This window comes from Streptomyces sp. NPDC001406 (assembly GCF_042895285.1).
Lineage (GTDB): Bacteria > Actinomycetota > Actinomycetes > Streptomycetales > Streptomycetaceae > Streptomyces.
On sequence record NZ_JBIAWG010000007.1, the window covers coordinates 28,813 to 41,492 of the forward strand.

The window sequence follows — 12,680 nt, forward strand, 5'->3', positions numbered from 1 at the left end:
CCGGCCTCGCGGGGCCTGAGCCTGCGAACCTCCTCTCCGAGCCCAGGTCCGAGGCCGTGGCCCTGGGGCCTGAGCCGGGGCTCGCCAGGCCCGAGGCGGTCCTCCCTGGGCCCAAGTCGGAGGGTTCGTCGGCAGAGCCGGGGGTCTCCGGGTCCGGGGCCGGCCTCGCGGGGCCTGAGCCTGCGAACCTCCTCTCCGAGCCCAGGTCCGAGGCCGTGGCCCTGGGGCCTGAGCCGGGGCTCGCCAGGCCCGAGGCCGTCCTCCCTGGGGCCGGGGCGGAGGGCTCGTCGGCAGAGCCGGGGATCTCCGTGACCGGGACTGTCACCCCGCGCTCCGAGCGTGCGGGCCTTCTTGCCGAGGCCGGCTCCGTGGGGCCGGGACGTGAGTCGGGGCTCTCCCGGACCGAGGTGGTTCTCCCCGGGGCCGGGCCGGGTCTTGGCCCGGTCGGGGTGGAGTCTGCGCAGTTGCGGTCGGCAGGTGTTTCCTCCGGGGATGGTGCCGCGGTCGTCGACGGTGTGTTCAAGGTGCGGCTGGCCAACTTCGAGGGGCCCTTTGATCTGCTTCTCCAGTTGATCTCGAAGCACAAGCTGGACGTCACCGAGGTCGCCCTCTCCAAGGTGACCGACGAGTTCATGGCGCACATCCGGGCGATGGGGCCGGACTGGGACCTGGATCAGACGACCGAGTTCCTCGTCGTCGCCGCCACGCTGCTCGACCTCAAGGCCGCCCGGCTGCTGCCCGCCGCCGAGGTCGAGGACGAGGCCGACCTGGCCCTGCTGGAGGCCCGGGACCTGCTGTTCGCGCGGCTGCTGCAGTACCGGGCGTACAAGCAGATCGCGGATATCTTCAATTACCGCCTCGATCAGGAGGCCCGCCGCTACCCCCGTACCGTCGGCCTCGAACCGCACCACGCCAAGCTGCTGCCCGAGGTCGTCATCAGCATCGGCCCCGAGGGGTTCGCCAAGCTCGCCGTCAAGGCGATGCAGCCCAAGGCCAAGCCCCAGGTGTACGTCGACCACATCCACGCCCCGCTGGTCAGCGTGCAGGAGCAGGCCGGGATCGTCGTCGCACGGCTCAGGGAGATGGGGGAGGCCAGCTTCCGGGTCCTCGTCGAGGACACCGACGACACCCTGACCGTCGTGGCCCGTTTCCTGGCCCTGCTGGAGCTGTACCGCGAGAAGGCCGTCGCACTGGATCAGGAGACCGCCCTCGGGGACCTGATCGTGCGGTGGACCGGTGGGGACAGCGACGAGACACCGCGGGTGACCGACGAGTTCGATCGGCCGCCCGAGGAGCCCAAGGAGGAGAAGAAGGCGTGAGCGAGGAGATCACCGACGTCCCGGCCGGTCCGCGCACCGTCGCCGACCTCGACCTCAAGCCCGCCCTGGAGGCGGTCCTCATGGTCGTGGACGAACCCGCGACCGAGGAGCACCTCTCGAAGATCCTCCAGCGGCCGAGGCGGCAGATCGCGGACGCGCTGCGCGAGCTGGCCGACGAGTACACCGTCCAGGGGCGGGGATTCGAGCTGCGGCTCATCGCCGGCGGCTGGCGCTTCTACACCCGCCCCGAGTACGCCGCCGCCGTCGAGGGCTTCGTCCTGGACGGCCAGCAGGCCCGCCTCACCCAGGCCGCGCTGGAGACCCTGGCCGTCGTCGCCTACCGCCAGCCGGTGAGCCGCAGCCGTGTCTCGGCCGTACGCGGAGTGAACTGCGACGGTGTGATGCGCACCCTCCTGCAGCGCGGTCTGGTCGAGGAGGCGGGCACGGAACCCGAAACAGGTGCGATCCTGTACAGGACGACGAACTACTTCCTGGAGCGGATGGGCCTGCGCGGTCTGGACGAGCTCCCGGAGCTCGCGCCCTTCCTCCCGGAGGCGGAGGCGATCGAGGCCGAGACCCAGGAGGGCGTACCGTCGTTCGACCCGGACGCGCCCGACGCGCCCGGCGGTCAGGACGCAGACGACTAAGACGGAAACTTGATGCGAAGCAGCGGCAGCGGCAAGAGCGGCGGGCGCGGGAACTACCGCGGTGCCGGCAACAACAGGGACGAGCGGCAGGGGCAGGGCCGTCCCCGCAAGCCCCGTCCCGAGGAGCGCCGCTACGACGTGGGCCCCGGCGCCACGAAGGACGGCCCCAAGGCGGGGCGCGGCGGCGCCGCCCGCGGCGGTGCCAAGGGCGGGCCCAAGCAGTCCCAGCAGGGCGGCGGCGGGCGTACGGCTCCGGGTCGCTCCCGCGAGTACGAGGCGCGGGCCGAGGAGCGCAACCGCGAGCGGTACGCGGGCAAGAAGGACGTCAAGCTGCCCAAGACCTTCCCGGGCGCCGAGCAGGAGGGCGAGCGGCTGCAGAAGGTCCTCGCGCGCGCGGGCTACGGCTCCCGGCGTGCCTGCGAGGAGCTCATCGAGCAGGCGCGCGTCGAGATCAACGGCGAGATCGTCCTGGAGCAGGGCCGCCGTGTCGACCCGGAGAAGGACGAGGTCAAGGTCGACGGCCTGACGGTGGCGACCCAGTCGTACCAGTTCTTCTCGCTGAACAAGCCCGCCGGTGTCGTGTCGACGATGGAGGACCCCGAGGGACGCCAGTGCCTCGGCGACTACGTCACCAACCGTGAGACGCGGCTCTTCCACGTCGGCCGGCTCGACACCGAGACCGAGGGCGTCATCCTGCTCACCAACCACGGCGAGCTGGCCCACCGTCTGACCCACCCCAAGTACGGCGTGAAGAAGACCTATCTCGCGGCCATCGTGGGCCCGATCCCGCGCGACCTCGGCAAGCGCCTGAAGGACGGCATCCAGCTGGAGGACGGCTACGCGCGCGCGGACCACTTCCGGGTCGTCGAGCAGACCGGCAAGAACTACCTCGTCGAGGTGACCCTCCACGAGGGCCGCAAGCACATCGTGCGCCGCATGCTGGCCGAGGCCGGCTTCCCGGTCGAGAAGCTGGTGCGGACCGCCTTCGGCCCGATCACCCTGGGCGACCAGAAGTCGGGCTGGCTGCGGCGGCTGTCGAACACCGAGGTCGGCATGCTGATGAAGGAGGTCGACCTCTAGGAGGGCTGTCAGCGGCTCTGTGGCGGCCGGTACCGGGTTTCCCGGTGCCGGCCGCTTCCGTGTGCGCGCAAGGCGCTCAGGGGGCAGCTGAGGGCTTACGGTGGTGGGGGTGGGTTATTATAGTCGAAGTGACTATTAGTGGTCCTGACCGTGAAGGAGGCGAGACCGTGGAGGGCTACGACAAGTACGCCCACGAACCCTTCGCCGTCACCGTCGACCTCGCCGTCCTCACCCTGCGCGCGAACGCGTTGCACGTGCTGCTCGTCGAGCGGGGCCAGGAACCCTTCGCCGGCCACTGGGCGCTGCCCGGCGGCTTCGTGCTGCCGGACGAGTCCGCCGAGACGGCCGCCCGGCGTGAACTCGCCGAGGAGACCGGCCTGTCGGACGTCTCCGGACTGCATCTGGAACAGCTGCGCACCTACAGCGAGCCCGGCCGCGACCCCCGGATGCGGGTCGTGTCGGTCGCGTTCGCCGCGCTGCTGCCCGACGCGCCCGAGCCGCACGGCGGAGGCGACGCGGCCCAGGCCCGCTGGCTGCCGTACGACGCCGCCCGGCCGCTCGCCTTCGACCACGACCGGATCCTCGCCGACGCCCACGAACGGGTCGGCGCCAAGCTCGAGTACACCTGCCTCGCCACCGCCTTCTGCCCGGCCGAGTTCACCCTCGGCGAGCTGCAGCAGGTCTACGAGACGGTGTGGGGTACGGCGCTCGACCGTCCCAACTTCCGCCGCAAGGTGCTGGCCACGCCGGGGTTCGTCGAGCCCGTGCCCGGGGCCGCGCGGCTGACCGGCGGCCGCGGCAAGCCGGCCGCCCTCTACCGCGCGGGCACCGCCACCGCCCTGCACCCACCCCTGCTCCGACCGTCCCGGGAAGGACGCCCCGCATGACCACCACCGTGAACAAGCGCGCCGCCACCGGATCCCTGCTGGGCCTCGCCCTCGGGGACGCGCTCGGCTTCCCCACCGAGTTCAACGACGTCCCGTCGATCCTCGCCAAGTGCGGACCCTGGCGGGAGATGGAGCTGCCGAAGCGCGCCTTCGTCTCCGACGACACCCAGATGACGCTGGCGCTGGGCCGCGGGCTGCGCACGGCCATGGACCGCGGGGTGCTCGCGCCCAAGCGGCTGGAGCGGCCGCTGCGCGAGGAGTTCGTGGACTGGTACCAGTCGCCGGAGAACAACCGGGCTCCCGGGCGCACCTGCCTGACCGCGTGCAGCCTCCTCAAGGAGGAGGGGCGGGCCTGGCAGGACGCCAGCCAGATCGGCTCCAAGGGCTGCGGCGCCAACATGCGCGTCGCCCCGATCGGACTCGTCCCCGGCCTCAGCGACGAACAGCGCGCCGGCGCCGCCCAGTTGCAGTCCGCGCTGACCCACGGGCATCCGACGGCACTGGCCGCCTCCGACCTCACCGCCCGCGCCGTACGGCTGCTCGCCCACGGCACCGAGCCCACCGGCCTGGTCGGACTGCTGCGCTCGTACGCCCTCGACAACCGCACCCGCTACCACCACACCTGGCTCGGCGACCTGTGGACCCGCTCGCAGGACCCCTCGCCCGAGCACTTCATCGCGCGCGGCTGGGACGAGTGCCTGGAGATCCTGGGCCGTCTCCAGGAGGCCGTGCGCACCGCCTCGCCCGAGGCCGACCCGTGCCTGGCCACGGGCGCGGGCTGGATCGCCGAAGAGGCCCTGGCGACCGGCCTGCTGTGCTTCCTGCTCTTCGTCGACGAACCGGTCACCGCCCTGCGCCGGGCCGCGTGCACCTCCGGTGACTCGGACTCCATCGCCTGCCTGACCGGCGCCTTCGCGGGCGCCCACCTGGGCGCGGACGCCTGGCCGACCGCGTGGGCGGACCGGATCGAGTACGGGGGAGACCTGCTCACCCTGGGAGCGCTCTGGGACGCTTAGCCCATGATCGACGATCTCGACCTGCACCTGACGCCCGTCATCGCCGAACAGCCGGACCCCCTGCTGTTCGCGACCGTCTCCGGCGCGCATCTGTACGGCTTCCCCTCGCAGGACTCCGACCTGGACCTGCGGGGCGTCCATCTGCTGCCCGCCGCCGACCTGGTGGGGCTGCGGGAGCCGGACGAGACGCGGTCACGGACCTGGGTGCGCCACGGCGTCGAGCTGGACCTCGTCACCCACGATCTGCGCAAGTTCGTACGACTGATGCTGCGCCGCAACGGCTACGTCCTGGAGCAACTGCTCTCACCCCTGGTCGTGCACACCACCGACGCGCACAGCGAGCTGGCCGAGCTCGCGGTCGGCGTCCTCACCCGTCATCACGCCCACCACTACCGGGGGTTCGCGGTGACGCAGTGGCGGCTGTTCGAGAAGACCGGTGAACTCAAGCCGCTGCTCTACACGTTCCGGGCGCTGCTCACCGGCATCCATCTGATGCGCAGCGGGCAGGTGCAGGCCCATCTGCCCACGCTCGCCGCGGAACCGGACGCGCCCGCGTGTCTGCCGGAGCTGATAGCGGCGAAGGCGGAGCGGGAGCACGGAGCCGCCGAGGTCGACCACGCGCGCGTGGAGGCCGACGTGGAACGCCTGCACTCCGTGCTCGACGAGGCCCAGAGCGCCTCGGAGCTGCCCGACGCGCCCAGCGCCCATGACGCTCTGCACGATTTCGTGGTGCGCGTCCGGCTCGGGGTCACGCCAGGTGGATCGTCTCTCCGTTGACCTTGATGTTCTCCGGCGCCAGCGGCTTGGTCGCCGGGCCGTGGGCCACCGCGCCGTCGCTGATGTCGAACTTGCTGCCGTGACAGGGGCAGTCGATCGTGCGGTCCGCGACCCGGGCCACGGTGCAGCCCCGATGGGTGCAGACGGCCGAGAAGGCCTTGAACTCGTTCTGGCTCGGCTGGGTGACCACGATCTTCTGTTCCTTGAAGATCGTGCCGCCGCCGACCGGGATCTCGCTGGTCTTCGCCAGCGCCTGCCCGGCGGTGGCGGCCACGGACGGTCCGGACTCCTTCTTCTCGCCGGAGCTCGTGCTCTCGCCGTACTTGCTGCACCCCACGCAACCCGCCGCGAGCGCCGCCGCGCCGGTCGCGAGAGCCGTGCGCCGCGTCGAGTCGTGCGTCATGTCGTCACTCCGAACGTGCGGAAGAACCAGAAGGCCGAGGTCAGCCAGATGACCGTGAGAACGGCGAACACCAGTCCGCCGACGACGGGCAGCAGCCAGCCGGGAAGACGCTCCGAGCGGAGCAGCAGCATCTTGGCACTGAAAGCACCGAAGAAGAAGCAACCCAGGAGGGAGTGCCACAAAACGCGTGTTTCATACGTCTGAAAGCCGAACGCGTACAGACAGTGCACCGCCACCGGGACCGTCACCAGGAACGCCACCCGGCCCGACCAGCGGTGCAGCACCGGCGCCCAGCCCGGCCCGGGCAGCTTCCCGTACATCATCAGCGCCGAGACCAGCTGGATCACCGCGAAGAAGACCGCGGTGGTCGCCAGCCACGACTTCACGGCGCCCGTGCTGTTGAACCCGGCGAGATTGAAGGCGGTCCCCGTCGGATGGTGGACCTTTCCGTACACACCGAGGGCGACCGCGACGGCGGCGGCCACCAGCGCCGGGACGAGATAGCGGGCCGGGTGCGGGCGGGACTCGGGCGAGGGGAAGCCCTGGGTGGCGGCGTTCGGGTCGACGTTCATGGTCGGCTCCCTCCGGTCACGGGGTCACGGGACGTGCCGTCAGCCGCTCGCCGTCGACCGTGACCGCGCCGGTCGCCGGGTCGATGCGGGGCGCGGCGCCTGCCTTGCCGTCGCGGCTGAGGATGCCGACCTGCCGGCCGTCGGACAGCACGATCCAGCCGCCGTCGATCTTCGCGCCGCGCACGGTGGCCGTCGCCCGGTAGAGCCCGGACGGCTTGACCGCCTTGTCGGCGGTGAAGGCGTAGTGGCCGCCGTCGAGGTCCACCGTGCCGCGGAGCTGCCGGCTCTCCTGGGGCCGGCCGTTCAGCTCGGCGCCGTGCCGTCCGGTCAGTCGCATGCTGCCGTCGTCCGCCACGTCGCCCTTCAGCCACGCCTCCTTGCGGCGGCCGTCGCAGAAGTACGCGATCGCCTTGCCGCCGCGGATCGACACGGCCACCGAGGAGGAGTCGTCGTCGGTGCGGCCCGCGTAGGACGCGTCGGCGATCTGGGCGCGGGACGGGGTGGGGGCGGGTGACGCGGCGGATCCGGCAGGCGTCGGGACGGGCGACCGCCCCTTGTACGTGGGCACCGTGTTCCTCGTCCCCGTCGTCGCGTCGAGCGTCAGCAGGAACAGGCCGAGCAGCAGACCCGCGAGAAGGGTCAGCAAAGGTCCGGGACGTTTCATGACGGGCCTCCCCCGAGGCGGGCTTCCTGACATCAGAGCGGACCGGCGGCCCCGGCGTAAAGAGGCGCACGGCGGTGTTCTCACATCAAGTAGCGGGATACGGCGATATGAGTGACATTGGGACGGTTCACCGCTCGGGATGACCGTCTCAGGGGGCGGGCGCCGCCCACTCCACCGGCCCGCCCTGACTACGCTGGACGGACCAAGAGCCGATACGCATCTCAGCAAGGAGCAGCACCGTGGCGGTACGAGCGGTCCGGGGGGCCGTCCAGCTGGAACGGGACGAGGCCGGCCACATGGACGAGCAGGTCGGAGCCCTGCTCACCGCCATCCTGGAGCGGAACGGGCTGAGCGTGGACGACCTGATCAGCATCTGGTTCACGGCCACTCCCGATCTGCACAGCGACTTCCCGGCGGCCGCCGTCCGCAAGCTCGGCATCGTCGACGTGCCGCTGATCTGCGCCCAGGAGCTGGAGATCGAGGGCGCCATGCCCCGGGTGGTCCGCGTCCTCGCCCATATCGAGTCGGAGCGGCCCCGCGCCGACATCGCGCATGTCTACCTCGGCGCGGCGGCCGCCCTGCGCAAGGACATCGCCCAGTGAGGACCGCTCTCGTCATCGGCACCGGCCTCATCGGCACGTCCGCCGCGCTCGCCCTGACCCAGCGGGGCGTGACCGTCCACCTCGCCGACTACAACCCCGAGCAGGCCCGTACGGCGGCCGCGCTGGGCGCCGGTACGGACGAGGCCCCGGAGGGTCCCGTCGACCTCGCCGTCGTGGCCGCCCCGCCCGCACATGTGTCCGCGGTCCTCGCCGACGCCATGCGCCGCAACGTGGCCCGCGGCTATCTCGACGTGGCCAGCGTCAAGGGAGGTCCGCGCCGCGAGCTGGAGTCGCTGGGCCTCGACCTGTCGTCGTACATCGGCACGCACCCCATGTCGGGCCGGGAGAAGTCCGGCCCGCTGGCCGCGAGCGGCGACCTCTTCGAGGGCCGCCCCTGGGTGCTGACGCCCACCCGTGACACGGACACCGAGGTGCTGAACCTCGCCCTGGAGCTGGTCTCGCACTGCCGTGCGGTGCCGGTGGTCATGGACGCCGACGCCCACGACCGTGCCGTCGCCCTGGTCTCCCACATGCCCCACCTGGTCTCCAGCATGGTCGCCGCGCGCCTGGAGCACGCCGAGGAGACGGCCGTACGGCTGTGCGGCCAGGGCATTCGGGACGTGACCCGGATCGCCGCGTCCGACCCCCGGATGTGGATCGACATCCTGTCCGCGAACCCCGGTCCGGTCGCCGATCTGCTCGCCGATGTCTCCGCCGACCTCGACGAGACCGTCCGCGCCCTGCGCGCCCTGCAGTCGACCGACGAGGCCAAGCGGCAGGAGGGCAGCTCCGGGATCGAGGACGTGCTGCGGCGCGGGAACGCGGGGCAGGTCCGGGTGCCCGGCAAGCACGGGTCCGCTCCGCGGATCTACGAGACGGTCGCCGTGCTCATCGACGACCAGCCCGGCCAGCTGGCCCGCATCTTCGCCGACGCGGGGCGGGCCGGCGTCAACATCGAGGACGTACGCATCGAGCACGCGACCGGGCAGCAGGCCGGTCTGGTGCAGCTGATGGTGGAGCCGAAGGCGGCCGTGGCGCTGGCCGCCGCACTGCGGGAGCGGGGCTGGGCGATCCGGCAGTAGGGCGCCCGGCGCCGCCGGTGCGGCCGTGGTGTGCGCCACGATGCTGCGAGGTCCCGCACCTCTCGCGTCCGGACGAGTGACCCGCACCCAGTAACCTTGTGCGGGGCGCCCTCGCGTCCCGCACACCCACCACACCGCACCAGGAAGGTGTCCCCCCGTGGAAAACGGCGCCGCCCGGACCGCCCTGCCCGTGATCGTCGCGATCGACGGCCCCTCCGGCACGGGCAAGTCGAGCACGTCGAAGGCCGTGGCCTCGAAGCTCGGCCTGAGCTACCTGGACACCGGGGCCCAGTACCGGGCGATCACCTGGTGGATGGTGAACAACGGCATCGACCTGGAAGACCCCACCGCGATCGCCGCCGTGGCGGGCAAGCCGGAGATCGTCTCGGGCACCGACCCGGCCAACCCCACGATCACGGTCGACGGCGTCGACGTGGCCGGCCCGATCCGCACCCAGGACGTCACCTCCAAGGTCAGCGCGGTCAGCGCGGTGCCCGAGGTGCGCGCCCGGATCACCGAGCTGCAGCGCACGCTGGCCGCCACCGCCGAGGTCGGCATAGTGGTCGAGGGCCGTGACATCGGCACCACGGTGCTGCCGGACGCCGACCTGAAGATCTTCCTGACCGCCTCCCCGGAGGCCCGCGCCGCCCGCCGCAGCGGTGAGCTCAAGGGCGTGGACGTCCACGCCACCCGCGAGGCGCTGATCAAGCGTGACGCGGCCGACTCCAGCCGTAAGACCTCGCCGCTCGCCAAGGCGGGCGACGCGGTCGAGGTGGACACCACCGACCTCACGCTGCCGCAGGTCATCGAGTGCGTCGTCACCCTCGTCGAGGAGAAGCGGGCCGGAAAGTGACCGAAGCTGCTTCGGCGAGAGGCGCCGAGGTCGGGCGGCGCATCGGCGTCGGCCTGATGTACGGGCTGTGGAAGCCCCGTGTGCTCGGCGCCTGGAAGGTGCCCGCGACCGGCCCGGTGATCTTCGCCGTCAACCACTCCCACAACATCGACGGCCCGATGGTCATGGGCGTGGCGCCCCGGCCGACGCACTTCCTGATCAAGAAGGAGGCGTTCGTCGGCCCGCTCGGCCGGTTCCTGACCGGCATCGGCCAGGTGAAGGTGGACCGCGAGAGCACCGACCGCACGGCGATCGCGCGGGCGCTGGGCGTACTGGAGGCCGGGGAAGTGCTCGGCATCTTCCCGGAGGGCACCCGGGGCGAGGGCGACTTCGCCTCGCTGCGTGCGGGCCTCGCCTACTTCGCGGTCCGCAGCGGCGCCCCGATCGTGCCCGTGGCCGTGCTGGGAAGTTCCGAGCGGCCGGGACGGTTGATGAAGGGACTGCCACCGCTGCGCTCCCGCGTCGACGTCGTCTTCGGCGACCCCTTCGAGGCGGGCGACGGCAGCGGACGACGCACGCGCAGGGCGCTGGACGAGGCGACCGAGCGCATCCAGAAGCAGCTCACCGAGCACCTGGAAAACGCCAGGCGCCTGACCGGGCGCCAGGCGACACTGAGTAGTGGACGCTAGGCGACACTGAGTAGTGGATCAGCCCCTGCGGGGTGCTCCACCGATCACCACGATGAACGAGGTACGGACTTCATGAACGACGACATCCACTCCGAGGGTTCGCTCGAAGAGCATGACCACGGAGCGCTTGGCGACGCCGAGTACGCGGAGTTCATGGAGCTCGCCGCGGAAGAGGGCTTCGACATCGCGGACGTCGAGGGCGCCATCGAGGCGGCGGGCCACGGCCCGCTGCCCGTGCTCGCCGTCGTCGGCCGGCCCAATGTCGGCAAGTCGACCCTGGTGAACCGGATCATCGGCCGCCGTGAGGCGGTCGTCGAGGACAAGCCGGGCGTCACCCGCGACCGTGTGACCTACGAGGCCGAGTGGGCGGGCCGCCGCTTCAAGGTCGTCGACACCGGCGGCTGGGAGCAGGACGTCCTCGGCATCGACGCCTCCGTGGCCGCCCAGGCCGAGTACGCGATCGAGGCGGCCGACGCGGTCGTCTTCGTCGTCGACGCCAAGGTCGGCGCGACCGACACCGACGAGGCCGTCGTACGTCTGCTGCGCAAGGCCGGCAAGCCCGTGGTGCTGGCCGCCAACAAGGTCGACGGACCGAGCGGCGAAGCGGATGCCGCGTACCTGTGGTCCCTCGGGCTCGGTGAGCCGCACCCGGTCTCCGCGCTGCACGGCCGCGGCACCGGCGACATGCTGGACGCCGTCCTGGAGGTGCTGCCGGACGCGCCCGAGCAGACCTTCGGCACCGCAGTCGGCGGCCCGCGCCGCATCGCGCTGATCGGCCGCCCGAACGTGGGCAAGTCCTCGCTGCTGAACAAGGTCGCGGGCGAGGAGCGCGTCGTCGTCAACGAACTCGCGGGCACCACCCGTGACCCGGTCGACGAGCTGATCGAACTGGGCGGCGTCACCTGGAAGTTCGTCGACACCGCCGGCATCCGCAAGCGGGTCCACCTCCAGCAGGGCGCCGACTACTACGCCTCGCTGCGCACCGCGGCGGCGGTGGAGAAGGCCGAGGTGGCCGTCGTCCTGATCGACGCCTCCGAGAACATCTCCGTGCAGGACCAGCGGATCATCACCATGGCCGTCGAGGCGGGCCGCGCGATGGTCATCGCCTACAACAAGTGGGACAACCTCGACGAGGAGCGCCGCTACTACCTGGAGCGCGAGATCGAGACCGAGCTCGGCCAGGTCGCCTGGGCGCCGCGGGTCAATGTCTCCGCGCGCACCGGCCGCCACATGGAGAAGCTGGTACCGGCGATCGAGACCGCGCTCGCGGGCTGGGAGACGCGCGTGCCGACCGGCCGCCTCAACGCCTTCCTCGGCGAACTGGTCTCGGCCCACCCGCACCCGGTCCGGGGCGGCAAGCAGCCGCGCATCCTGTTCGGCACCCAGGCCGGCACCAAGCCCCCGCGGTTCGTGCTGTTCGCCTCCGGCTTCATCGAGGCGGGCTACCGCCGCTTCATCGAGCGCCGACTGCGCGAGGAGTTCGGCTTCGAGGGGACGCCGATCCATATCTCGGTGCGGGTGCGCGAGAAGCGCGGTACGAAGAAGAAGTGACGGCAGGCGAAAGGGCGGCCCTTGGTGAAGGGCTGCCCTTTCGCATGTCACACACCCCGGCTCACATACCCCGGCGCGGTCCCGGTGGCAGTGCCGCGGGAACATGGTGCATCCCGGTGTCGTGCCGCCCGATCGTCCCGACCCGCTGCCACTGCGCCTGCTGCTGCCCCGTGCCGTGGCGGGCGCTGTACGCACCCGCGCTGTACGCGCTGTACGAGTTCGAGCCGTGGGACCCCGTGCCGTACGCCCCCGTGCCGTACGCCCCCGTGCCGTACGTTCCCGTGCCATAGGTGCCGGCGTTGTGCGGGGCGATCCCGAAGGCGACGAACCCCAGCTCCTCCTCGCCGCTGCGGTCGCCCGGCAGCGCCCGGAGCATCTTGACCCACTCCGCGTAGAGCGTGTCGTAGATGGGGGTCGGCGATGACACGGCCGCGCTCTCCTGCGGCGCCCGTGCGGACGGGATCGAGGAGAAGGACGGACGGCGGGGAGGAACGTCGTATGCGTGCACGTATGTCCAAACGACCGTGTGCGGGAAGAGATGCGGTCGTGGGGCGCCCCT

At 71.6% G+C, this 12,680-nt stretch carries 15 protein-coding genes; 11 read left to right on the forward strand and 4 right to left on the reverse strand.

The genetic code is table 11. From position 1 onward, the window contains the following. Positions 1-308: 308 nt before the first annotated feature. The 6 genes from ACFY1J_RS17935 (at position 309) to ACFY1J_RS17960 (ending at position 5,726) form a co-directional block, all read left to right on the forward strand. Positions 309-1,319 carry a segregation and condensation protein A gene (locus tag ACFY1J_RS17935; protein WP_390731507.1) on the forward strand — a complete coding sequence of 337 codons (1,011 nt, stop codon included), beginning with the start codon at positions 309-311 and terminating at the stop codon, positions 1,317-1,319. Continuing rightward, complete coding sequence (gene scpB, locus ACFY1J_RS17940) at positions 1,316-1,966, forward strand: SMC-Scp complex subunit ScpB (RefSeq protein WP_390712185.1); 651 nt, start codon at positions 1,316-1,318, stop codon at positions 1,964-1,966. Before ACFY1J_RS17935 ends, scpB begins: the two co-directional genes overlap by 4 nt. A gap of 12 nt (positions 1,967-1,978) precedes the next feature. Next, positions 1,979-3,046 (forward strand): pseudouridine synthase, encoded by a 1,068-nt coding sequence (locus ACFY1J_RS17945; RefSeq protein ID WP_390712186.1) that lies wholly within the window; start codon positions 1,979-1,981, stop codon positions 3,044-3,046. A gap of 167 nt (positions 3,047-3,213) precedes the next feature. Continuing rightward, positions 3,214-3,933, forward strand: coding sequence for an NUDIX domain-containing protein (locus ACFY1J_RS17950; protein ID WP_390712187.1), 720 nt, complete (start codon positions 3,214-3,216; stop codon positions 3,931-3,933). Then, entirely contained in the window at positions 3,930-4,949 is a 1,020-nt protein-coding gene (locus tag ACFY1J_RS17955; RefSeq protein WP_390731508.1) for an ADP-ribosylglycohydrolase family protein, read from the forward strand. Before ACFY1J_RS17950 ends, ACFY1J_RS17955 begins: the two co-directional genes overlap by 4 nt. A gap of 3 nt (positions 4,950-4,952) precedes the next feature. Beyond that, a complete protein-coding gene (locus ACFY1J_RS17960; RefSeq protein WP_390731509.1) occupies positions 4,953-5,726 on the forward strand; it encodes a DNA polymerase beta superfamily protein in 774 nt (257 codons plus the stop codon). On the opposite strand, the gene ACFY1J_RS17965 is transcribed toward ACFY1J_RS17960, so the two are convergent. From ACFY1J_RS17965 to ACFY1J_RS17975, 3 genes are read right to left on the reverse strand one after another with little or no spacing between them, the layout of a single operon-like run. Further along, positions 5,698-6,129, reverse strand: a complete 432-nt coding sequence (locus ACFY1J_RS17965) for a Rieske (2Fe-2S) protein (protein ID WP_390712190.1) — start codon at positions 6,127-6,129, stop codon at positions 5,698-5,700. The two genes, ACFY1J_RS17960 and ACFY1J_RS17965, sit on opposite strands and share 29 nt — an antisense overlap. Beyond that, on the reverse strand, positions 6,126-6,701 hold the full coding sequence (locus tag ACFY1J_RS17970) for a DUF6529 family protein (RefSeq protein ID WP_390712191.1): 576 nt from the start codon (positions 6,699-6,701) through the stop codon (positions 6,126-6,128). Before ACFY1J_RS17970 ends, ACFY1J_RS17965 begins: the two co-directional genes overlap by 4 nt. Positions 6,702-6,717: 16 nt before the next feature. Then, positions 6,718-7,365: a hypothetical protein gene (locus tag ACFY1J_RS17975; RefSeq protein WP_390731510.1), complete on the reverse strand. Its 648-nt coding sequence runs from the start codon at positions 7,363-7,365 to the stop codon at positions 6,718-6,720. A gap of 239 nt (positions 7,366-7,604) precedes the next feature. On the opposite strand from ACFY1J_RS17975, the gene aroH reads away from it, so the two are divergent. The 5 genes from aroH to der all read left to right on the forward strand — a co-directional run bounded on the left by aroH (position 7,605) and on the right by der (position 12,121). Continuing rightward, the gene (aroH, locus tag ACFY1J_RS17980) at positions 7,605-7,967 is read left to right on the forward strand and encodes a chorismate mutase (protein ID WP_390712193.1); all 363 of its coding nucleotides are present in this window, start codon (positions 7,605-7,607) and stop codon (positions 7,965-7,967) included. Continuing rightward, a complete protein-coding gene (locus ACFY1J_RS17985) occupies positions 7,964-9,049 on the forward strand; it encodes a prephenate dehydrogenase (RefSeq protein ID WP_390712194.1) in 1,086 nt (361 codons plus the stop codon). The genes aroH and ACFY1J_RS17985 overlap by 4 nt, the downstream gene beginning before the upstream one ends. 157 nt (positions 9,050-9,206) lie before the next feature. After that, positions 9,207-9,902 carry a (d)CMP kinase gene (gene cmk / locus ACFY1J_RS17990; RefSeq protein WP_390712195.1) on the forward strand — a complete coding sequence of 232 codons (696 nt, stop codon included), beginning with the start codon at positions 9,207-9,209 and terminating at the stop codon, positions 9,900-9,902. A gap of 56 nt (positions 9,903-9,958) precedes the next feature. After that, positions 9,959-10,570: a lysophospholipid acyltransferase family protein gene (locus tag ACFY1J_RS17995; RefSeq protein WP_390712272.1), complete on the forward strand. Its 612-nt coding sequence runs from the start codon at positions 9,959-9,961 to the stop codon at positions 10,568-10,570. Positions 10,571-10,642: 72 nt separating this feature from the next. Beyond that, entirely contained in the window at positions 10,643-12,121 is a 1,479-nt protein-coding gene (gene der / locus ACFY1J_RS18000) for a ribosome biogenesis GTPase Der (protein ID WP_363296567.1), read from the forward strand. Positions 12,122-12,182: 61 nt separating this feature from the next. Here the strand turns inward: der and ACFY1J_RS18005 are convergent, their stop codons facing one another. After that, entirely contained in the window at positions 12,183-12,629 is a 447-nt protein-coding gene (locus ACFY1J_RS18005) for a hypothetical protein (RefSeq protein ID WP_390731511.1), read from the reverse strand. Positions 12,630-12,680: the final 51 nt, after the last annotated feature.